We start from the raw sequence: 23,946 nt of genomic DNA on the forward strand, positions 1-23,946 counted from the left end.
GTCTTTCAATCGATTGTTTCGGTCCAACTGCAACGCTTTTTGACCAGCTTGGAAGTATTGGCGTTGCCGATGCCTTTGGCGATCATTGCGATTACCCGTTTGTCGGTGGTGTAGCCGATATGGGCGTCGAGCGGATTGGCAAATTTCCCCAAGCCGAAAGCATCGAATATTTTTGCGACATTGATGTTAATGTTGGTGACTTCAGCGCACAGTCTCGAGTCGATGAATCTATCGACAAAATTCTGCTGTATCGCATAGCTCAATAAATCGTTCGGGTCGCTGAAGGCGATAATCGGTGTTTCGCTCAGAATTCTTTTATCATAATGTTCGCCTTCGGGACTGCAAAAGGCACTCTGTTGGCCCGTGATTTCCGGTAATTGCCGCCCCATCTGCAGCATCGGAAGTTGATTCGACATCATGTATATCGGAATGATTTTTTGTTGCAGGGCTTTTACCAATTCTTTCGGGCGGTCGAGTTCCGGCCTGAAACTGCTATCGCTGAAAAAGCGGGCAAGCCGTTGCAATCCATCGATTGTGATTCGGCTGCCGAGACTATGTGATACGACCGCGTATTGGTCGTTTTTTAAATTTTCAACCGCCGCTAAATCGTCGAAAGTACAGCTTTTTGCCTGCTGGTCGGGTAAATCGTCCCATAGGCCTTTAGTCATCCAGCAAAACGATTGGGTAAATGAAATCAAAATATCTTCTCGGCTATCGCCGAGATAGATAATCGGATCGGGTCCGGTATCGTTGGAAAAACGTTTCAATACATCGTTGACCTCGGCGCGGCGAAAGGAGTACTCGCCGGAGTTGTCATAGGCCAGAATCGATTTTTGTTGAGCGGTGATTTCGGACCAAGTGAGCTCGTAAAACAACAGTTCTTGATCTCGCTCCTTATTCAATAAGCGATGAATTCTCAAATTGCCGAGTTTTTTCGATTCGTCCAAAGGATCACGCAAAAAAATATCTTTGTTACGTTTAGCTCTGACAGTTAAGTTCAGCGATTTGGCAAGCTTTTCGAGAAATTGCGTTGAATAGCCCGGCAGTCTATCGCCGACACCATGGACTATCAGCACTTTCATTTTGCCGATCGGATTTTTTAGATGCGGTTTGATACCTTCAAAAGGACTGCCGGTAACTTCGCATAATCGGGTATCGGCGGCTTCTTGTTTTTGGAAATAAGCTTCGGCGATGCCTCGTCCGAAACTGGCGCAACCGCTGGAAAGTATACTGAAAATGACGATAATGAGAAGGTGTTCGATTTTTTTCATGGCAACAGGTTTAAAGAACATTAATAAAAAATATAAAACAAAATTTTACTTTAAATGAGCTATTTAAACTTCTAATTTTACTTTTATTATTGGTTACGGATAATTCCTATAATCAGTCGTTGAGAAAATAAAATAGTAACGAAATTTTTTAGGGTGTAGGTGTTAGAATTAACACCTACTGTGTTCCAGGATGGAGACATGGGTCGAATTAATATGTTTAAACCGGGTTCATCCATAAATGAATAGTAGCAAGCTTTATTTTTTTAAAAGCGCCGTCGTAGGGCTATTTGCTTTACTTATTCAAAGTCAGTCCTTTGCGCAAGATCTTGTTGAGGTTTATACGCAAGCACTTGAAAACGATCCGATATTAAAGCAAGCGCTTGCACGGCAGTATGCCAACGCGGAATCCAAGGATCAAGGAATTGCTCGTTTGTTGCCCAGTCTTTCGGCTACCGGGGCTAGTAGCCGGGAATGGCTTCACAACAAAAAAGCCGGTGCCGGTTTCGATTTTCGAGGTCCGCAGACTAATCAAGAGTTTTGGAATAACACTTTTAGCCTTAATTTTGTGCAGCCGGTTTTTCATTGGGATCACTGGATTCAATTAAGCCAGTCGGATAATCAAATTGCTCAGACCGAAGCCGAATATTTAGCGGAACTACAGAACTTAATGGTCAAAATCACCGAGGCTTATTTCAACGTGTTGTCTGCGCAGGACGGTCTAGACTTTGCGGTTGCCGAAAAAAATGCGATTGCTCGTCAACTGGAACAAGCTCAGCAGCGTTTCGAAGTCGGTTTGATTGCGATCACCGATGTTTATGAAGCGAAGGCTGCTCATGACTTAGCCTTAGCTAATGAAATCGAAGCGGATAATAACCTCGATAATCAAAAGGAAGCTTTGCGTGAAATCATCGGCGAATTTGACGAGGAGCTTAGTCCCATAGGAAAAGAGTTGCCGTTGATTGTCCCTGAGCCCAATGAAATGAAGGCATGGAGCGATGCGGCGCTAAACGGCAACTTTTCTATCATTTCGGCATTCAATCAGGCAGAGTTTGCCAGGAAGGCCGTCGATTTGCAAAACAGCGGTCATCTGCCGCAATTAGATATCGTCGGTTCCTATGGCGTGTCGGATAATACCAGTACTTTCGGTTTTCGCGGCGACACGCAAAGCATCGGTTTGCAATTGAATGTGCCGCTATTCGAAGGCGGTGCGGTGAATTCGCGTACCCGGCAAGCAAGGCAAGAGTTTGAGGCGGCCAAACAAAATCTGATCGCGGCAAAGCGCGCCGTGATACGTCAGGTGAACAATGCCTACCGAGGCGTGAATGCCAGTATCAGTCGCGTCGGCGCATTGCAATCGGCCGTTAAGTCGGCGGAGAGTGCGTTGGAAGCAACCGAGGCCGGTTTAGATGTCGGTACTCGAACCATGGTGGAAATATTAGCCGAACAAAGAAACCTTTATCGTGCAAAACGAGATCATGCGCGCTCCCGTTACGATTATCTGATCAACAGTATTCGCCTGAAACAAGCAGCCAGCAGTCTGAGCGAAAATGATTTGGAATATATTAACTCGCTACTGTCGCATTAGTCTTATGATAAACCCGGGCATGGCAGAGCCCAAAAAATACAATTGCTTGCAAAATATGGCAAAACGATAACGCCTTGTATGAGTTGCTGAAGTCACTACAAAGCTCATAGTTTCAGGAAGTATGTTTTTATTGCGAAACCCTAAAGACTATTGACATCATTCAGCCTCTTTCATCATTCCTACCGCCCCTGCTTGGGATGCATACCGGTCTTGCCTCGACAAACCAAGGTATGGGTTCCCACGGAGGACCGTGGGAACCAGAAATAATTCTTTCTCCATAATTGATTCTTTAAACAAAAATGTCCCAAGTTTCTAAAAATATTTATATAACCGGTGCCGAGCAGGGCAGCGGTAAATCGGTGATCATGTTGGCCATGATCGAAATGTTTTCCGGACTTGCCCAAAAGATCGGTTTTTTTCGGCCTATTATTCATGCAGGAGAGGAAAAGGACGACTTGATTGAACTGGTAACCTATCGTTATCAGCTCGAGTGGCCGTACGAATCGATGTACGGATGCACCGATGAGGAAGCTCGGCGCCTATTGGCTCATGATCGTTATGACGATTTAATAAAACTGATTCTCGCTAAATACCGAAGCTTAAAAATTCAATCGGATCATGTGATTTGTGTCGGTTCCGATTATAAAAGCGGCGAGTCGATTTTTGAGTTCGATTTTAATGCCGATGTCGCGAACAATTTAGATTGTCTGTTGATGCCAATTATTCAAGGAGGCAATCGATCCAATGAACAAATAATCGATGCTTTGGCCGGGCTCCGACATGATATTCAGGAAAAAAATGCTGTCCTGTTGGCAACGGTGATCAACAGTGTTCCGGCGGCTCAGGTTGGCGAACTTAGAGACCAATTCGGACACGATCCGCAATCCAACTTTCCTGTTTATGTCGTACCCTCCGAACCGTCACTGGAAAAGCCCAGTATGGGCGATATTGCCAGGTCGTTGAATGCAAAGTTTTTATCGCATGATTTCGAAACGCTCAACCTTGAAGTTTATAACTACAAGGTTGCGGCGATGTTAGTTTCGGATTTTCTCGACTACATTGAGAAAGGCGATTTGATCATTACGCCCGGGGATCGTTCGGATATCATTCTGGCTTGTTTGATGGCTTATCATTCGAAAAGTTATCCGCAAATTGCCGGTTTATTGCTGACCGGAGAGCAAGAGCCCGCGCCGCAGGTGCAATATTTAATCGAAGGATTGGGTGCTTTGCCGTTTGCTGTTTTAGGCGTCGCCACCGACACCTTCACGACAGCGATGAATGTTACTCGAGTGCATGCGCGTTTAAATTCCAATAACGAACGCAAGATCGCCACGGCCTTGAGTTTGGTCGAAGACAATATCAACATGCAGGAGCTGCAGCAGCGCCTGTTTACGCGCAAAACGCCGCGCGTGACGCCGATCATGTTCGAATATGAAATTTTGCAGCGCGCCAAAGCCAATCCGCAACACATTGTATTGCCGGAAGGCGGGGAAGAACGCATTTTAAGAGCGGCCGAAATTCTTTTCCTTAGGGGAGCCGTCAAGTTGACGCTGCTAGGTAATGAAGAAACGATCAAGCAAAAAATCGCTGCGATGGCTTTGCAATTAGAAGACATCGAGATTATCGATCCGATGACTTCCGAACTGCGTCAGAAATTTGCCGAAACTTATTTCGAGTTACGCAAGCATAAGGGCGTTCATTACGAATTGGCGTTTGATCTTATGACAGATGTCAGTTTTTTCGGGACGATGATGGTACACCATAATCTTGCCGACGGAATGGTTTCCGGGTCAATACATACGACCCAGCATACGATCAGGCCGGCCTTTGAAATCATCAAAACCAAACCGGGAACATCGATCGTCTCTAGCGTTTTTTTCATGTGCTTGGAAGACCGGGTGCTGGTTTATGGGGATTGCGCGGTCAATCCGAATCCTAATTCCAGACAATTAGCCGATATTGCGATTAGTTCCGCGCAAACCGCGAGTATGTTCAATATCACGCCACGCGTTGCGATGCTTTCTTATTCAACCGGCGAGTCCGGAAAAGGCGAGGCGGTCGATAAGGTTAGGTCGGCAGTCGAATTGGCTAAACGATTGAAACCGGAATTGAAACTGGAAGGGCCGATTCAATACGATGCGGCGATCGATAGCCGTGTTGCCAAGACCAAAATGCCGGACAGCGAGGTGGCAGGGCAAGCGAACGTATTTATTTTTCCCGATCTAAATACCGGCAACAATACTTATAAAGCAGTTCAGCGCTCGTCCGGAGCGATTGCCATCGGGCCTATTTTGCAAGGCTTGAATAAACCGGTCAACGATTTAAGCCGAGGCTGTACCGTAAACGATATCGTCAATACCGTTGTGATAACAGCGATCCAGGCCCAAGAAACTGAACGAAAACCAGGGGCTTAGAATTACTGCCATTAAGGACTTTTCCGTAGCAGTGTGGCCAAGACTAAAATGCCGCAGCCGCTTTTTTCAAACGGTCGTTGATTGCATGCCATTCATTGGATTCTGGGGGTTGTTCGACCAGAATGACGTCCAATCCTAGGCGATCCAGTTCGCGTAGGGCTGCGTACAAACCTTGTGCATAAGCTTCGGCAGTTTCAGGTAAATGAATGATAGTCATCGATAAGTTCGGTTCGAAGCGAAATGCCAGTAAACCGATTTTATTTCCTTGTTCGGACAATTGCCTAATCGTTTCGTTAAGTTGCTCGGAAGGGCACAAACGAGTCGGGGTTGTTGGCGCGTAATGCACGGCCATTTGTCCGGGCGCACGGGGCGTATCGTTGCTCGTAGTGCTTATCACGGTCAATTCGCATTGCAGTTCCTGTTCGATTTCGGCTTTAGTGATGCTGCCGGGCCTTAACAGCAAGGGGCTTGCTCCGCTTAAATCGATGATGGTCGATTCGACGCCGACTCGGCAAGGTCCGCCGTCCAAAATCAAATCGACCAATCCGTCAAGTTCTTCGGCGACATGCGAGGCTTGCGTTGGGCTGACGCGCTTGAATCGATTGGCTGAAGGTGCGGCAATGCCGCCGCCGAATGCTCGCAAGAGTCGCAAGGCAACCGGGTTATCGGGAATTCTCAGGCCTACCGTGTCTTGTCCGCCGGTGACTGTATTCGGCACTTCGGGACGTTTCTTCAAGATTAAGGTTAGCGGTCCCGGCCAGAAGCGTTTCGCCAGGCATTGAGCCGTTGCCGGCACCGTGCTTGCCCAGTCCGATAACTGGGCGGGGTTTGCGATATGAACGATCAGAGGATGATCGGCCGGACGGCCTTTGGCCTTGAATATGCCGGTTACGGCCTCGGCATTGCCGGCGTCGGCGCCGAGACCGTAAACCGTTTCGGTTGGGAAGGCGACTAAACGGCCTTGATTCAACAATTCAACCGCTTTAGCGATTGCGGCATCGTCGGCAAAAACCGTTTCAGTCATTTTCTTATGCGGCCTCGATTTCTACCAACACTTCATCCGGATTGGCCGGTTCGCCTTTGACGACATGCACGGCTTTTACGGTACCCGAGATCGGTGCGGTGATTTCCGTTTCCATCTTCATCGCCTCGGTAATCAAAACAGCTTGACCGGCTGTGACTGATTGGCCGACTTTAACCAAGACTTCGAGAATGTTACAAGGCATGCTGACTGTGACATCGCCTTCCGAGGATGGCCTGCGGCGTTTACTTGAAATCGTGCTTTTTACCGCACCCTGCGTGCCGCCGTCCAGGACGATTTCGTCGAGTGTTTCCACGACGATTTCTTCCGGCACGCCGTCGACCATGAAATAGAAATGGCGAAGACTTTGGTTTTTGGGTCCGGCACCGGTCACTTTGACATGATAGGCTTCGCCGTGGAGCGCGACATTGAATTCGGTCGGCGCTTTTTGCACGGCATCGGTTGCCTGAGTTTCAATTTCCAACGGTTCGGGAACCAAATTGTCGTTCGAACGCTGCTCGAGAAACTGTTTGCCGACTTCCGGGAACATCGCATAGCTGAGCACGTCCTCGTCATTCAACGCCAAATGGCCGATTTCGGTACGTAAATGCTCGAACTCGGGCTTGAGTAAGTCGGCCGGTCGGCAGTCGATCGGCTCTTCCTTGCCGATGGCTCTATTTTGTAGGTTCTCGTTGACCGGGGCCGGTGCCTTGCCATAGCCGCCTTGCAGGTAACGTTTGACCTCGTTGGTGATCGTTTCATAGCGTTTACCGGTCAATACGTTCAATACGGCTTGCGTGCCAACAATTTGCGATGTCGGCGTGACCAGCGGCGGATAGCCCAGATCTTTACGAACTTCGGGAATTTCTTTGTAAACTTCCTGGATTCGGTCCAGTGCATTGCGTTCGCGCAATTGGTTCGCGAGATTCGAGATCATGCCTCCCGGCACCTGAAAGACGTGTACGCGTGTGTCGATACCGGTGAATTCGCTCTCGAAGCGGCGGTATTTCTTGCGCACTTCGGCGAAGTAGTTGTTGACGGTTTGCAGTTTGTCGAGGTCGAGACCGGTATCGTAATCGGTGCCTTTCAACGCCGTGACCAGGCTTTCGGTAGGCGGATGGCTCGTGCCGCCGGACCAGGACGACAGTGCGGTGTCGATGTGCTCGCAGCCGGCTTCGACGGCTTTGATTTGACACATTTCGGCGAGTCCGGAAGTGGCGTGTGTGTGTAGATGCAACGGTAAGTCGATCGTGTCTTTCAGTGCTTTGACCAGTTCCGAAGCTGCGTAGGGCGTTAGCAAGCCGGCCATGTCCTTGATCGCGATCGAGTCGCAGCCCATCAAGGACAACTCCTTGGCTAATGTCACGAAACTGTTTACATCATGCACGGGACTGGTCGTGTAACATAGCGTCCCCTGTGCATGTTTACCGGTCGCCTTGGCGGCTTCTATGGCGGTTTGCAGATTGCGTACGTCGTTCAACGCATCGAAAATGCGAAAGACGTCCATTCCGTTCGCGGCGGCTCGTTCGATGAAGGCCTTAACGACATCGTCCGAATAGTGGCGGTAACCGAGCAGATTTTGCCCCCTTAGCAGCATTTGCAGGCGCGTGTTCGGTAGCGCGGCTTTCAGTTTATTGAGACGTTCCCACGGGTCTTCTTTTAGGAATCTCAGGCATGCGTCGAAAGTCGCGCCGCCCCAACATTCGAGCGACCAGTAGCCGATATTGTCGAGCATTTCACATGCAGGGAGCATGTCTTCGGTGCGTAGTCGTGTCGCGATCAGCGATTGGTGGGCGTCGCGCAATATCACATCGGTAATATGAACTTTTGGCATTTTGTATCCTATTGAATCTTGTCGGCAGTCGGTTTTTTGAATCAGGAAATCACAAGCCGGTATGTGAGGCCATCGCCGCAGCGATGACACTCGCGAGCACTTCGGGGCGCGGCTTGTTAGAATAATTGACGAGTTCGCCGTGCTGTTCGACGAAACCGGTATTGAAACAGGCCGTGCGGAACTCGGGGTGTTTCAGGATCTGTAGATAATACGGAATCGTCGTTTTAATGCCGAATAAGCCCATGTCTTTGAGCGCTCGCTCACCGCGTTGAATCGCGTCCTCCCAAGTCAGCGCATTAACGATGACCTTCGCGACCATCGAATCGTAATACGGCGGAATTTCGTAGCCGGTGTAAATCGCGGTGTCGGTGCGTACGCCCGGCCCGCCCGGCGCGTAATAACGTGTAATCTTGCCGAAGCTCGGTAGAAAACTGTTCTTCGGGTCTTCGGCATTGACGCGAAACTGGATGGCATAACCGCGACGAACGATTTCGTGCTGTTTAAAACGCAACGGCAAACCGGCTGCGATACGGATTTGCTCCTCGACGATATCGACGCCGGTCACGGTTTCGGTGATCGTGTGTTCGACCTGAACGCGCGTATTCATTTCCATGAAATAAAAGCGGTCGTTATCGTCGAGCAGAAATTCGACGGTACCGGCATTGGTATAGCCGACCGATTTTGCCGCGATCACGGCTAAGCCGCCGATGTACTGGCGTTGCGCTTCGTCGAGTTGCGGCGACGGCGCAATTTCGATCAGTTTTTGATTGCGGCGCTGAATCGAGCAATCGCGTTCGTAGAGGTGTATCGCATTGCCGTGGTGATCGGCCAGTACTTGTACTTCGATATGCTTCGGGTTAACAATACATTTTTCAAGAAACACGTCGGCGCTGCCGAAGGCTTTGGTAGCCTCTGAGATTACGCGGCTGTAATTGCGCTGCAGTTCTTCGGCATTGTCGCAGCGACGTATGCCACGGCCGCCGCCGCCGGAAGTCGCTTTCAGCATAATCGGATAACCGATTGATTCGGCCATCTCTAATGCCTCTTCAACCGATTCGAGATTGCCGCTCGAGCCAGGAGTGACCGGAATGCCGGCTGCAACCATCGCTTTGCGTGCTTCGGTTTTATCGCCCATACGATGTATGACTTCCGCATCGGGACCGATGAAGATCAAGCCTCGTTCCTTGCAGGCTTTCGCGAATAAGGCATTTTCGGACAAAAAGCCGTAGCCCGGGTGAATGGCATCGCAGCCTGTCGCTGCCGCCAGATTCACCAAAGCATAAATATTGAGATAACCGGACATCGGTTCGCTGCCGATACAATAGGATTCGTCGGCTTTTTTAACGTGAAGGGCGAAGCGGTCGGCTTCCGAATAAATAGCGACGGAGCGAATGCCCATTTCGGCGCAGGCGCGAATGATGCGTACGGCGATTTCGCCGCGGTTGGCAATCAGTATTTTACGTAACATAGGTTAGACGTACCCCGAAATTAGGATGGGAATTGATGGCTGGAAAAGGATTTTACAGGAATATGCAGGCTTATATACCCATCGTAGATCAAAATTCGGCACCGGGGGGTGACCGTCGAAGGACTCTGTGAACCCAGCACCTAATTATCTAAGGCTATTAACCATGGTCAATGGCTATGCAATTTAGGTGCTGAGTGAATACTTCCATGTAGGCTCTATGCCAGCATCCATGCTGGTCTCTCACCTAGCATTAAGTGAGGGACCGATCACTCCGGCGCTAAGCATCGCCGAAATTTTAATTGCGAAAGGTATATCTTAAAGAAATTTATCGAAATATTTAAGTAATTATTATATCAGGTTGTAAAACGCAATAAAGTCATACTTCTATGACATTAAGTTTCGGCGCCTCCAAATGCTCGTGCCGAAATATGCGATCGGTATAGATCAGAGATTTATTTATACCTATCGTAGATCAAAATTCGGCACCGGGGCGCCCGCCAATGGGCGCTGCCGAAATTTGAAGTGCGAAAGGTATACCCGCATCGGAATTTGACAGGTAAAGGGCATGTGCTTGAATGACTTATCTTGCGGCAATATCCAATTGGGAGATCAAAAAGGGTGTGGGTATGCTTGGCGAGAATGTCGGCAGCGGGACAGATTTTTGCTCTTGCACAATCTGCATTCACGCCATCCTTGGCGCTTAGCTGCCGCCAAGCCCTCATGGATGGGTTTACGGCGTTTCTCGACAGGCATACCCCACACCCTAAAGTCGGCGAAACTGCTCAAACTGGGAATTGCTGCTTATCTAGTTTGACCGATGTATAAATCATTGCTGCGCAGTCGTTCGGCGAACTCGTTTGCCGGTAGCGGTTTGCTGAAATAATAGCCTTGAATTTGATCGCATTGATTATGGAGTAAAAATTCCAATTGATCGCGTGTTTCTACGCCCTCGGCGATGGTTTTGAAACCCAGGCTTTTGGCCATGCCGATGATGGCACTGACGATTGCTTCGTCTTCCGGGTCGCGGCCCAGCTCGCGTACGAACGATTGATCGATTTTAAGCTTGTCTATTTGGAAACGTTTGAGATAAGCGAGCGACGAATAACCGGTTCCGAAATCGTCGATCGAAAGTGAGATGCCGAGCTGATGAAATCGACGGAGTAGGCTGATCGTGCGTTCGGAATTGTCCATTGCTATACCCTCGGTTAATTCGAGTTCCAGCATTGCCGGGTCGAGCCGATTCATCTGTAATAGTTGGGCGACTGTTTCATAGAGTGACGCTTGTTGAAATTGCAGTCCCGACAGATTAACAGAAACAGGAACGACGGGCAGGCCTTCAGCCTGCCACGAGACGATTTGGCGAATTGCGGTTTTTAGCACCCAGTCGTCTATTTTCAAGATCAAGCCGCTTTCTTCGGCGATAGGGATAAACTGTCCCGGTGGAATCATGCCTTTTTCGGGATGTTGCCAGCGAACCAATGCTTCGCAACCGATAATCGTCGAAGTTTTCGCATCTACCTGCGGTTGATAATAGAGCAGCAGTTCATTTCGCTCAAGGGCTAGATGCAGTTCATTTTCGATTTGTAATAACCGGTTGGCTTGTTCGTGCAATTGTCGTGTAAAAAATTGAAAATTATTGCGACCGGTCCCCTTGGCGCGGAATAAGGCGGCGTCGGCGGCTTGCGACAACTGTTCGAAATTGTTTCCGTCTTGGGGGAATTCGGCAATGCCGATACTGGCCGTCAGTGTCAAACGATGATCTTCGATAACAAACGGTTGGGCGATCAGTTGTAGAATGGTTTGAGCGACGTGGGCGACGCTTTCGGTATCGGTGTTCGGCATCAATAAAATGAACTCATCGCCGCCTTGTCGGCATAACGTATCGTTAGGATGTAAATGATCGACCAGTCGAGCGGTAATTTCCACCAGTAACCGGTCGCCGATAGTGGGGCCTAGCGAATCGTTAATGATTTTGAAGCGGTCGAGATCGATAAACATCAATGCAATGCGGGCATTCGCTCGTTTGGCGCCGGTTATTGCTAGTTCGGTTCTATCGCGGAGCAGACTACGGTTAGGTAATTGAGTCAATATGTCGAAATGACTCAGAAATTGGATGCGCTCCTCGGCCGCTTTGTGTTCGGTCAGGTCGCTCATGATGCCGATATGATGAGTGATTCGGCCTTGCGGATTACGAATCACAGTGATCGAAAGCCACTGTGGATACAGATCGCCATTTTTGCGGCGATTGATGACTTCGCCTTGCCAATGTCCGCGTTGATGGATTTCCTGCCAGATGTTTTCGTAGAATGACTTATCTTGTAAACCTGACGAGATCAGACGGGGATTCTTGCCGAGCGCTTCCTCTTCTGTGTATCCGCTGAGTTCGATATAGGTGGGATTAGCCGAAATAATGTTGTTTTCGGCGTCGGTGATGATGATGCCTTCTTGGCTGGATTGAAAGACTTGTGCATGGAGCCGTAATTGTTGTTCCGCATTGATGCGCGCAGTAACGTCGTGGGCAAGAATGATTTCGGCATTGCGGTTTTCGAATGTTAGCGTGTGGCCGGTTATCTCGGCCCAGATTAGGGAGCCGTCCTTCTTGCGATGTCTCCAAATGGATGCTTCGTTGTATTGATCCATGGTTAGAGCGGTTTGCCGGATATTCTCGTATAGTTCCTCGAGGTCTTCGACAGGGCGAATGTCCGCTATCGTCATGCTTAGAAATTCTTCTCGGCTATAACCGTACTGTATAACTGCTGCATCATTGACGGCAAGGAATGCCAAACTGTCGAGATCGTAGACCCACATCGGCAAAGGATTGGCCGCAAAAAGTTGACGATAGCGCGCTTCGCTATCCCGTAAAGCGTTTTCGGCAATTTTGCGTTCTGTGGTGTCTTGAAGGGTACCGATAATGCGCAGTGGTTCGCCGTTTTCTTTGGTTTCGAGTTCGCCTGTTCCGAATATCCAGCGGCATCTGCCTTTTATCGGACGTGTTCTGAATTCGATGCCTTCGGGCTGTTTTCCGGCTAAGCAGTCCGCTATCCAGGTTTGCATCGTTTCGATATCGGCGGGATTCAGCAGGTGAAGAAAGTAATCGAGGGTGAACGGGTCTTTTCCCGAAGAAAGACCAAATAACCGATAGGATTCTTCGGTCCAAATGACTCGATTGTTCGGTATCTCGATAACCCAACTGCCGACATGAGCGATAGCTTGCGACTCGGCTAGCAGACGTGCTTGTTCATGAGCCCTCTCTTCAGCCTGTTTTTGTTCGGTGATGTCTAGCCAGGTGCCGATGATTTCCAAAGGTTGTCCGGTATTATCCCGATGTAGGATCGATTGATCGTGAATCCAACAATAATGACCGTCGGCATGCAAGAATCGGTATTGGTAATTAATTCTGCCTTGTTTCAGTAAGCGCTGCTGGGCTTGTAATGCGAGTTGTCGATCATTCGGATGAACATGAGTGATCCAGAATCCGGGTGCGTGCCATTCTTCAAGTGGATAGCCGGTCATGTTCCGCGCGGTTACGCTGATAAAATCGATCACGAAATCGTTCTCATCAAGAGATTGTGCTTTTAGCGCATAAATGATGGCCGGGTTCACATCGATGATATGTGTAATGTGCTGATAATAGCTAGACAATTCTTGTTGTAGTTTTAGCCGCTGATTTTCTCGGTCGACATTGTCCAGAGCAAAGCCGATGTCGATGGCGATTTCATTGAGCAAACTCACGACTTCATCATCAAAGGCGCCCCGTTGGTCGTGGTAAACCGTCAGTATCGCAAAGGCTTCGCCGTTACGTTGAATAGGGAATGCGGCACCCGAAGCCCAGCCGAATCGTTTGGCCCTATCCTGCCAGTATTGAGTCATCGGATCATTGATATAGTCACTAACTATGATAGCGCGGTTTTCACGTAAGGCCGTGCCCGTGGGGCCGCGGCCTTCAGGAATTGAAGGGTCGGAAGATAATGTCAGATCTTTAAGATATTCTATTCCCTCGCCGAATGCGGCGACGGATTTGATTCGGGAGTCCATTCTGTCGAGTTGACCTACCCAGGCAAGCGCCATGCCGCCACGCTCAACCGCACATCGACAGGCTAATTGGAATAAATCGACCTGGTTTCCCGTGCGCACGATGGCTTGATTAATTTCGCTAAGTGCTTGGTAGAGCTGTGTCAAGCGTTCGATGCGTTGCTCGGCCTTTTTGCGTTCTGTCAAGTCGCGTAAGATCGCGAAACAATGCCGGGCATCAAGTTTGTGAACACAGACCTCAGCTGTAAACTCGGAGCCGTCCTTACGCAGACAAGTCCATTCTTCAGCATGCGCCGTATCGGACATGATTTTATCGGCGCAGGGAGTCGATTTCGGCAATTCATCGTGAGTCAGGATGTCTTGTAACTGCAGGTGCAACAGTTCTTCATGGCGATAACCCAGCAGTCTTAATGCGGAAGGGTTGGCGTCGATGAAGCCATGGTCGGCTCGGCGCATCACCAGTAAGCCGTCGCTCGATTGATCGAAGAGTTGCCGGTAACGCTGTTTAGTGCTTTTGTGGTTTTTGGCAAGTTGCCAAGTTAGTATGCCGAGTAACAGTGTCAGCGCTATACCGGTCTTAGCGATCAATGCAGGGTTATGTTGGGCGATGCCGGCTTCGAAAGCCGGAGTGGTGCGCATTAGCAAGGTCCATTGCCGACCTGCGATATTGATTTGACGTCGTGTTTCCAGTCTGCGGTTGCCGGATAGCCGATCCGCGGCTAAGTCACTCGAGTGATATATCCGCGTCTGATTCGATAGGGGCTCTCCGTCATGAATTTCGAGTTCGATAGTCGGGTTGAGTTCTTCGCGTAATCCGACCATCAGATCGTTGATACGAAAAGGGACGTCGACCCAGGCCGAAATGGCCGATTGCCGGTCGCTTATCGAATCGAGTTTATAGATAGGTAAATACATCACAAAGGCGTATGTATCGGTTTTATCGTCATCTTGTACGAGAATAACTCTTGAAGTCATGATGACTTCGCCGGTGTCGCGCGACCGTTGCAAGGCTTCTCGTGCGGCGGGCACGGTGTAGGCATCGAATCCCAAGGCTTTCCGGTTTTCTGCTGTCGAGGGTTCGAGACGGGTAATGGGGGCGTATTGTTCTCGATCGCCACCCGGTTTGATTTGGTAGTTCGGTATGTTTTGTTGCCGAATTTCGGCGATATGCCGGTTTTTGTCGGCATGCGCGACAGGTATCACCAGTCCTACTGCCTGAATGCCGGGCAAGTTTTTGTGGATTTGCAGCGCGCTCACATAGTCGCGGAATTCCTCTAAAGTGACGTCGTCCGAACCCTCAAAAAAGCCTTTGACCCCTTTCATGAGGACTATATAGATATCGATCCTGTTGCCGATAATTTGGGTAATTTGATTTGCCGATAATTCGAAGGCGGTGCCTAGACTATCCGAGTTCTCCTCGCGTGCGTGTTGCCAAAAAAAAGCGGTAGTGCCGACTCCGATAATAAGCATTAGGCCGGTCAGTAATTGAGGCGCCCATCGACGAAGGCTAGTACCGAAGGGGGTTTGATTGAAGTCAAGGGGCATACAGTCAGTGGGGTGATGATGGGATTTATCCCATTTGATAGTCAAATTTCGGCGCTGGGGTACCCGTCAAAGAACGACGTGAATGCTCAGCATTCATGACGTCAGGACCTTTGCGAACACCCAGGCGCTTCCATGCGCTAATGCTGACATTTGAATTTCGATAGAGCAGTATAGCAGCGATTATTAATTTGGAATTTATTTAAATTCAAGATGTTAAAAAGTATGCGTTTGATCTTATTCAACCTCAAAATGCGCTTTTTTGAAAGCAATGATTTATGTGGCTTGCGGCTTTTATACCTTTCGCACTTCAAATTTCGGCAGTGCCCGCCGACGCCTGTCGGTCGAGCAACCGCACCCTCTCCGGAACCGGCATTTTCTCTGACGAGCTCCGTATATCGAAAAATTAGATAAAGAGTCTATATCTACGAACTTTCACAGTAAAAAGAGCAGTTGACATGTGTTGTAGACCGTTCGTGCTGAGCTAAGTCGAAGCATGAAGGGTCTACAACACTTTCACCGTCGTGGTGAAGCCTCAAACTACCGTTGACCCTTCGACGGGCTCAGGGCGAACGGTAGTTTGAGGCTCTCAACTGCTCTTTTTAGGTTCAACGGTTGAACTAGGTATTTATTTTCCCCAGGTATCTCGTAGCGTAACGGTTCGGTTGAAGACCGGCTTGCCGGGAGTGCTGTCTATCGCATCAAGGCAGAAATAACCCATGCGTTCAAATTGGAAACGGCTTTCAGGCGGCGCATCGGTAAGGCTCGACTCGACGCGCGATTCGGTTAGTATTTCCAGCGAATCCGGATTCAAAGCGTCCAGAAAGTTATCGAGCGAATCGGGATTCGGCTGGCTGAATAGCCTATCGTACAAGCGTATTTCAGCAGGTACGGAATGGCGTTCGCTGACCCAATGAATCACGCCCTTGACTTTACGACCTTCCGGATTTTTACCTAATGTGTCCGGATCGTAACTGCAATGCAGCTCTATGATTGATCCGTTTTCGTCTTTGACGATGCGGTCGCACCGGATCACGTAGGCGCCGCGTAGACGAACTTCGCCGCCTTCGACTAGGCGTTTGTACTTAGGCGGCGGATTTTCGGCGAAATCGTCCTGTTCGATATATAAAACCTTGCTGAACTCGACTTTACGCGTTCCGAGTTCCGGTTTTTGCGGATGATTGCCGAGCTCGAGCGCTTCGACTTTGTCGTCCGGATAGTTATCGATGATCAGCTTCAACGGGCTTAGCACCGCCATCGCGCGCGGGGCATTTTCATTCAAATCTTCGCGGATACAGTTTTCCAGAACGGCCATTTCAATCCACGAATCTTTTTTGGTGATGCCGATGCGTTCGCAAAAGTCGCGGATCGCGGCCGGCGTCACGCCCGCGCGGCGCAGGCCGGCGAGCGTCGGCATGCGCGGATCGTCCCAGCCGCCGACATGTTTTTCGATGACCAGTTGATTCAGTTTACGCTTACTGACGATGCTGTATTCGAGTTGCAGTCGCGCGAATTCGATTTGCTGCGGATGGCAGGGAATCGTAATGTTGTCGAGTACCCAGTCATAGAGCGGTCGATGGTCTTCGAATTCGAGCGTGCACAGCGAATGCGTGATGCCTTCGATCGCGTCGGAAATACAATGCGTATAGTCGTACATCGGATAAACGCACCATTGGTTGCCGGTGCGGTGATGATGTACGCGGCGAATTCGGTAAATGACCGGGTCGCGCATGTTGATGTTCGGCGAAGCCATGTCGATCTTCGCCCGCAAGACGTATTGCCCGTCGGCAAATTCGCCAGCGCGCATGCGCGTGAACAAGTCCAAGTTTTCTTCGATAGGTCGGTTGCGGTCCGGGCTTTCCTTGCCGGGTTCGGTCAGCGTGCCCCGATGCTGACGCATTTGTTCGGGTGTCGAGCTATCGACATAGGCCAAGCCTTTTTGAATCAACTCGACGGCGTAATCGTAAAGCTGTTCGAAATAATCGGAGGCATGGCGAAGTTCGTGCCATTGAAAGCCTAGCCAACTCACGTCGCGTTCGATCGCTTCCATGTATTCGACGCTTTCTTTTTCGGGATTCGTATCGTCGAAACGAAGGTTGCAGGTGCCCTGATACTCACCCGCGATGCCGAAATTCAAGCAAATCGATTTGGCATGACCGATGTGCAAATAGCCGTTCGGTTCCGGAGGAAACCGCGTGGCGACTTTGCCGTCGTTTTTGTTTTGTTTCAGATCGCTATTAATGATCTGGCGAATGAAATTGGAAGGCAGCGTTTCGTTTGTTGACATGAGTCGGTCAATGAATGATGGAAAACGTTAATACCGGTAAGAAATTATCTACTGGTGCCCGGTCGAAAATATAAAAATACAAAGATCACAAGGGATGAAATGCCCGGCAATACTACTGCAATTCGCGATATCCGTAAAGCAGCGACCTATCGAGATGTTTTTAATGTCTGCTTATCCGGTTAAGGAGCGATGGCGGGATTCTTAATGACGAAATCCGGACACTTAAAGATGATCTGAAAATGTTGCGAATTGATTAAATAATACAAATATAAGCGATAGAGGAAGGTATTCGATTGCTCGGCACTGAATTCATCTTGTCTATTTTTTCGACAGTGTAAATTTATTGGACGTTCAAGCTTCAAGATTTAGGGGGGGGGCGATGGAAGGTTTTAATTCAGCATGATTCGATCTGACTCATTAAAACCTTATCTTTCAAGACTTAGAAAGTCGCCGGGACAATTGACCATACGCGGCTTGAATGACAGGCATAATGGCACGTTAATTGTTGTCGATAAAAATGACCGAGTGGCCGGAGCTTTGCACAATCTTTCTTCGGGACCAGCGGTTTTTTACTCCCTTTTGGCCGAAAAACCGTTTAAGAACGAGAAAATGTGAAGTATGCCTAGCGAGGATGTCGGTTGCACGCCAACCTTGGCGTTCGAACTGCCGTCAAGACCCCCAGGAGAGGATGGGATCATGGCTTTCCTTGATAGAGGCATCACCATACTTGACAAAATTGAACGATTATTCAGTAAGAATGCAGTAGGTAACAAGAACGTAAAAACTACACGATAAACATTTTAACCCTGCTTTAACAAATGCAGTGCCATAAGAATAAATTATGTCGGGATATCGATAATCTATGGTTGGCAATTATTTAAGGATGGGTTAAGCCGATTATTTAAGCCGGTAACAGCAATTTCAGTTAAGAACCGGCCTACATTTAGAGGTAATCAATGGATTTTCCAATTTTTCATATTGACTTTTTAGGTAATCGAATGCTGATTGCTTTCGATGCGATTTTGCATGTCATTATAAATCACGCTTTTGCGATTGGTGCTTTGCCGCTTGTGGCTTTGTTCGAATATAAAGGGATAAAGACCATGAATCAGCAGTGGGATATGCTGGCATTTCGCATTTTAAAAGTCATATTCATATTGACGACTACAGTTGGCGCTCTAACTGGCGTGGGCATTTGGTTTTCGGCGGCGTTGGTCAATCCTGCTGCGATAGGGAGCCTGATACGGGTTTTCTTCTGGGGATGGTTCGCGGAATGGATCGTTTTCGTCAGTGAAGTCAGTTTGATTTTATTGTACTTTTTAACTTGGAAAAAATCGAAAACCGATGCCCGAAGCAAATGGCTGCATTGCCGGTTAGGTATATTCCTAGCGGTCTTTTCTTGGATAACGATGGCAATTATCGTGGCGATTCTCGGCTTTATGATGGATCCTGGTAATTGGCTAAGCGATAAAACGTTGCTTTCGGGTTTGTTCAATCCGATGTATTTGCCTCAATTGGCCTTTCGAACCGCATTGGCGATGGTGATGGGCGGAAGTGTTGTCTTATGCTTGATTTGTCTTTTTCAGCGCCGCGCTTACACCCATGGTGAAATCCAATTTAAAAAAGCCGCAGTTAAATTGACATCGCTTTGGTCAGGTATCTGGCTGATGGTTTTGGTCGTTGCCGCTATTTGGTATTATCGGGTAGTGCCACTTTACATGTTAGACAGTATTCCTGTAGCTATTACCACACAAGAATATGTAAATTGGCATAACAGTCTCAAATGGTTAATGGTGCTGGGCCTGATTTATGTCGGCATTGTATTGCGGGGAAGCATCAAGCGCCCCGGTGAAATAAGTCTGTACCGCTATGGGGTGTCGACATTGATACTGTTTGCCGTGCTAGGGCAATTTGAACGTGTTCGCGAGTTTATTCGCAAACCCTTTATAATTGGACAATATATGTATGCTAATGGCATACGCGTGGATGAATACCCGTTGTTGAAGCGCGACGGCATCCTTCAGCATGCTACTTATGCCGCAAACCGGGAGATCGGTGAGGACAATCGATTGCAGGCAGGCAAAGATATATTCGCTCTTGCCTGCACGCGTTGTCATACCGTTAGGGGCGTCAACGGGATCGACTATCAATTACGCCGCATGTACGGAGACCGGCCTTGGGAAGCGGACGTCATTGCCGCCTATTTGGAAAATATGCATGGCGCTCGTTATTTCATGCCGCCCTTTCCGGGCAACGACACCGAACTCAAAGCCTTGGCGGCATATCTGGCCTCCCTGCAAATCAATACGGAACCGTATCATGGTGCTCAAATTACCGGAATTCCAAGGCCCGATAGTATCTCCGGATCGACACGGTACGGACAATTACCCGATTTATCACGCTTCCTACCTGGAGAAAATAAATGAATGCACCGATTCCACGCGATATACCTTTGCCTTTACCAGCCTCGGAAGGCTTATTGGAAATCTTGTTGATCGTTTCTTTTGTTGTACATATCATTTTCGTGCATTTGATGGTGGGCGGTTCGCTGTTTAGTTTGGTGTGTCAGGTTAAAGGTTTAGATGTACCCGATTACGACCGGCTGGCCAATTACATCATGCGCAGTATTACCGTGAACAAAAGCTTGGCTGTCGTAATGGGGGTGGCTCCGTTGCTGATTATCAACACGTTGTATGCGCCTCAATTTTACGCTTCTAGCGCCTTGATGGGCGATGTATGGATGGCGGTGATTCCACTGGTGACCATTGCTTTTTTGGCAGCTTATGCGCACAAGTTTTGGTGGAACCGTTTTGTCGATTTCAAGGTAATGCATATCGGCATCGCGTTCCTTGAAACGACGATTTTTTTGCTGGTGCCTTTAATTTTCATGACCAACGTCAACTTAATGTTATTTCCGGAGCGCTGGCCGGAGGTCAAAGGCTTTTTCTCGGCCATGCTGTTGCCCAATGTCTTGCCTCGTTATTTGCATTTCTTATCGGCAGCGGTATTGATCAGTTCTTTATTTTTGGTTTGGTTGACGGGACGGCGTGCTTTTGCCTTGGAGGCGCCCGTCAACACGCTGCGCATTCTCGATGTTCGCCGATTCTTTTATTCATTCGCTTTAGGCGCGGTGCTGGTCCAGGTATTGACGGGTATGCTTGCATGGATCACCTTGCCCGCCGAAGGAATGAGCTGGACGGTTACAATTTGGTTATTTATAGGGGGCGTGCCCGCTATACCGGCTGTCTGGTTGATTTGGCGGGACCTTAACGAGCAAGCGAGGAACGCCTTTAAACACTTTAACAAAGTTGTGGGCTTGTTTGCTATTTCGATTTTGATTATGGCCTATGCGCGCCATGAATACCGGGTTAATTCTTTGACCGACCATAATATGGCGATAGCGTTAAAAACGACGAATTACCGGGCTGCTGCCCTACAGGCAAAGCAAGATGCGGACTATATTGAACGAATGAAGCCTGCGGTAAGTCAATCCGGCGAGGGCGATTTTCAGCAGTATTGCGCAGCGTGTCATCATTCGGAATTGCCGACTGTCGGGCCGGCCATTCCTGAAATTAAAACCATTTATGCCAATGATCCGGAAGGCTTTGTTCGATGGACTCGGTCGCCGGGAAAAAAACGTCCGGAGAGCATGAAAATGCCCGGTTTTTCTCATTTAAGCGACAATCAACTACAAGCGATTGCCCGCTACGTGCTGGCTCGCGAAGAATAGGCAGGCATATAGTCTCTCGTTTAAGGAAATGTCGGACGAACGGGGCTATGGTTTTCATTTATCGAATTTCGGGTCAATCCGAAATTCGATGCGCGCGATTTTTACCGACATTTTAACCCTTCAGGCTCTACATTCATGACAATTTTGCCATTCACATCGAATATACGAGAAAATTCAGGCGCCGCAGATTTTAAATCGCCGACTCAACATCGTAGTAACGATAAACGTGATTTTCCTTTACCTAAATATTTTCAGGTTCATTTCGAATATATACATGAAAATACGGCCAAACAGCGACACGAAGTGAAGGAGTTGAAGCGGTCCGTGCAACGCATCGAAGAAAAAATCGACCGCTTATTGTCGTTATTCAACAGCGGAGAAGAATAAAATACCGTTGTAAGTCTTCAGTCCATCCGCACCAAACTTAGTAATTGTTTCAAAATAATTACCCGGTTTTATCGGCCAGTATCAGGTAACGCTTCCGGAAGACGCCCTGAATATATCCCTATAGGCTTGGGCGCGGCGTCCATGCCGCGCACACTTCTTCCAGCGTTACCTGATACTAGCCAAATCGGGAAATAAATTTTGGACACTTACTTAGCACAGATTCCCATGCTGTATCGCTATCGACCGCTTCCAGCGAAGCCAAAATGCGTAGCCCGTATACAGCGCAAGCGGAATACGGGAAGGGCGGGGCTTCGAAAGTCCCGGGACGCGTTACGCTCCATTCTGGCTACGCGGTTAATCTTTCATTGGCAGGGGCGATGGCCGAGCCTTCATGAGCGTTACTATGTTTATAGAATTCATGTCCTGCCCTCATTTTGAAACGGTGGCGTGTTGTCGAGTGGAGCTTAGCCTTGTGATTTTCTATACGTTTAGAAATTGAACACTGTTTATATATAAGACGCCATCAACACTGTAGATGTCTTCTTCAGCAGAGGTTTTATCGATGTAAGTATCTGTAAATAAGCGGTAATACAAAATTAAGCTATGTTGGCATGGTCTATGCATTTCCTTTGGTGAATGAGTCTGCAAACGAATAACAACCTCACGTTGCAACAAGAACTCATTTTTTCGGTAACTAACACACAGGAGAAGTCAAATGGCAATAAGTGCTGCAACAAAAGCGGCAACCGACGCTTTAAAAATTAATCGAGCACCGGTCAGTGTCGGTGCTCAAGAAGTACATCGTTGGTTGCAAAGTTTTTCATGGGATTTCGAAAAAAACCGCTCGAAATACCCTACAAAGTACCATATGGCGAATGATACCAAGGAGCAATTCAAGCTGATCGCCAAAGAATATGCCCGCATGGAATCGGTCAAGGACGAGCGTCAATTCGGTAGTTTGCAGGATGCATTGACCCGGCTGGATGCCGGTAACCGGATTCATCCTAAATGGGGCGAAACCATGAAAGTCGCCTCCAATTTTTTGGAAGTCGGCGAATACAATGCGATTGCCGCGACCGGCATGCTGTGGGACTCGGCAACGGCACCCGAACAAAAAAACGGTTATCTAGCGCAGGTGTTGGATGAAATACGCCATACCAATCAATGCGGTTACGTCAATTATTACTATACCAAACACTTCCACGACCCTGCCGGTCACAACGACGCTCGCAGAACCCGGACGATCGGTCCTCTGTGGAAAGGTATGAAACGGGTGTTTTCGGACGGATTTATTTCCGGCGATGCGGTCGAATGTTCGATCAATCTGCAACTTGTCGGTGAAGCCTGTTTTACCAATCCGTTGATTGTTGCGATCACCGAATGGGCGGCTGCCAACGGCGACGAAATCACGCCGACCGTATTTTTATCGATCGAAACCGACGAATTACGGCATATGGCTAACGGTTATCAAACCGTCGTGTCGATCGCTAACGACGAAGCGGCTTCGAAGTATTTGAATACCGATTTGAATAATGCGTTCTGGACCCAACAAAAATACTTTACCCCGGTATTGGGTATGTTGTTCGAATACGGCAGTAAGTTCAAAGTCGAGCCGTGGGTAAAAACTTGGAATCGTTGGGTTTATGAAGATTGGGGCGGTATTTGGATCGGACGGCTGGGAAAATACGGCGTCGAATCGCCACGTAGTTTAAGAGATGCGAAAAAAGACGCCTACTGGGCGCATCACGACTTGTTTTTATTGGCTTATGCCTTATGGCCGACCGGATTTTTCCGTTTGAGTTTGCCGACCCAGGAAGAAATGGATTGGTACGAAGCCAATTATCCGGGTTGGTACGACCACTATGGAAAAATCTACCAAGAATGGCGGGCTAGAGGCTGCGAAGATCCGAACAGCGGCTTTATTCCGTTGATGTGGTTTATCGAAAACAATCATGAGATCTATATCGATCGCGTGTCTCAAGTTCCGTTCTGTCCTTCTCTGTGCAAAGGCGCCAGCACCCTGCGAGTGCATGAGTTGAACGGCAAAAAACATTCGTTCAGTGATGACTGGGGCGAGCGGATGTGGCTGATGGAGCCGGAACGTTACGAGTGCCAAAACATGTTCGAACAATATGCAGGACGCGAATTGTCCGAAGTCATAGCCGAAGGTCATGGTGTGCGTAGCGATGGAAAAACATTGATCGCACAGCCGCATACGGATAAAAACGGAAAATTGTGGACGCTTGACGATATTAAAAAGCTTAACTGCGTCTTTAAGGATCCGTTAGCTTAAGGTCGCGTTTTTCAAAAAGTCGAACCGTTTGAGTTACGAGGCGGGTGCACAGAAAGCCCCCGTCTCGGTCGATGCAACTAAT

Annotated in this window: 12 protein-coding genes; 6 read left to right on the top strand and 6 right to left on the bottom strand. The window is 48.6% G+C overall.

Annotated elements, in window-relative coordinates; genetic code table 11:
- Window positions 1-5: 5 nt before the first annotated feature.
- Complete coding sequence (locus EQU24_RS05825; protein WP_026130119.1) at window positions 6-1,271, bottom strand: hypothetical protein; 1,266 nt, start codon at window positions 1,269-1,271, stop codon at window positions 6-8.
- A 238-nt stretch (window positions 1,272-1,509) separates the two neighbouring features.
- Here EQU24_RS05825 and EQU24_RS05830 point away from each other — a divergent pair, with 238 nt between their 5' ends.
- Window positions 1,510-2,856, top strand: a complete 1,347-nt coding sequence (locus EQU24_RS05830; RefSeq protein ID WP_017840392.1) for a TolC family outer membrane protein — start codon at window positions 1,510-1,512, stop codon at window positions 2,854-2,856.
- A gap of 299 nt (window positions 2,857-3,155) precedes the next feature.
- Window positions 3,156-5,270, top strand: a complete 2,115-nt coding sequence (gene pta, locus EQU24_RS05835; RefSeq protein WP_017840391.1) for a phosphate acetyltransferase — start codon at window positions 3,156-3,158, stop codon at window positions 5,268-5,270.
- A gap of 43 nt (window positions 5,271-5,313) precedes the next feature.
- Here pta and EQU24_RS05840 read toward each other — a convergent pair whose 3' ends face one another.
- From EQU24_RS05840 to EQU24_RS05865, 5 genes are all read right to left on the bottom strand, one after another.
- Window positions 5,314-6,294 (bottom strand): L-threonylcarbamoyladenylate synthase, encoded by a 981-nt coding sequence (locus EQU24_RS05840; protein WP_017840390.1) that lies wholly within the window; start codon window positions 6,292-6,294, stop codon window positions 5,314-5,316.
- A gap of 4 nt (window positions 6,295-6,298) precedes the next feature.
- Complete coding sequence (oadA, locus tag EQU24_RS05845; RefSeq protein ID WP_017840389.1) at window positions 6,299-8,125, bottom strand: sodium-extruding oxaloacetate decarboxylase subunit alpha; 1,827 nt, start codon at window positions 8,123-8,125, stop codon at window positions 6,299-6,301.
- 49 nt (window positions 8,126-8,174) lie between these two features.
- Window positions 8,175-9,593 (bottom strand): acetyl-CoA carboxylase biotin carboxylase subunit, encoded by a 1,419-nt coding sequence (locus tag EQU24_RS05850; RefSeq protein ID WP_017840388.1) that lies wholly within the window; start codon window positions 9,591-9,593, stop codon window positions 8,175-8,177.
- An 801-nt stretch (window positions 9,594-10,394) separates the two neighbouring features.
- Entirely contained in the window at window positions 10,395-15,095 is a 4,701-nt protein-coding gene (locus EQU24_RS05855) for an EAL domain-containing protein (protein WP_017840387.1), read from the bottom strand.
- 700 nt (window positions 15,096-15,795) lie between these two features.
- Complete coding sequence (locus tag EQU24_RS05865; protein WP_017840385.1) at window positions 15,796-17,454, bottom strand: glutamine--tRNA ligase/YqeY domain fusion protein; 1,659 nt, start codon at window positions 17,452-17,454, stop codon at window positions 15,796-15,798.
- 956 nt (window positions 17,455-18,410) lie between these two features.
- Here EQU24_RS05865 and EQU24_RS05870 point away from each other — a divergent pair.
- From EQU24_RS05870 to mmoX, 4 genes are all read left to right on the top strand, one after another.
- Window positions 18,411-19,880 carry a c-type cytochrome gene (locus tag EQU24_RS05870; protein WP_017840383.1) on the top strand — a complete coding sequence of 490 codons (1,470 nt, stop codon included), beginning with the start codon at window positions 18,411-18,413 and terminating at the stop codon, window positions 19,878-19,880.
- Window positions 19,877-21,184 (top strand): c-type cytochrome, encoded by a 1,308-nt coding sequence (locus tag EQU24_RS05875; protein ID WP_017840382.1) that lies wholly within the window; start codon window positions 19,877-19,879, stop codon window positions 21,182-21,184. Before EQU24_RS05870 ends, EQU24_RS05875 begins: the two co-directional genes overlap by 4 nt.
- 135 nt (window positions 21,185-21,319) lie before the next feature.
- Window positions 21,320-21,571, top strand: coding sequence for a hypothetical protein (locus EQU24_RS05880; protein WP_017840380.1), 252 nt, complete (start codon window positions 21,320-21,322; stop codon window positions 21,569-21,571).
- Between the two features lie 715 nt (window positions 21,572-22,286).
- A complete protein-coding gene (gene mmoX / locus EQU24_RS05885) occupies window positions 22,287-23,864 on the top strand; it encodes an aromatic/alkene monooxygenase hydroxylase subunit alpha (protein WP_017840379.1) in 1,578 nt (525 codons plus the stop codon).
- Window positions 23,865-23,946 lie beyond the last annotated feature (82 nt).

It is taken from the genome of Methylotuvimicrobium buryatense, assembly GCF_005931095.1.
Lineage (GTDB): Bacteria > Pseudomonadota > Gammaproteobacteria > Methylococcales > Methylomonadaceae > Methylotuvimicrobium > Methylotuvimicrobium buryatense.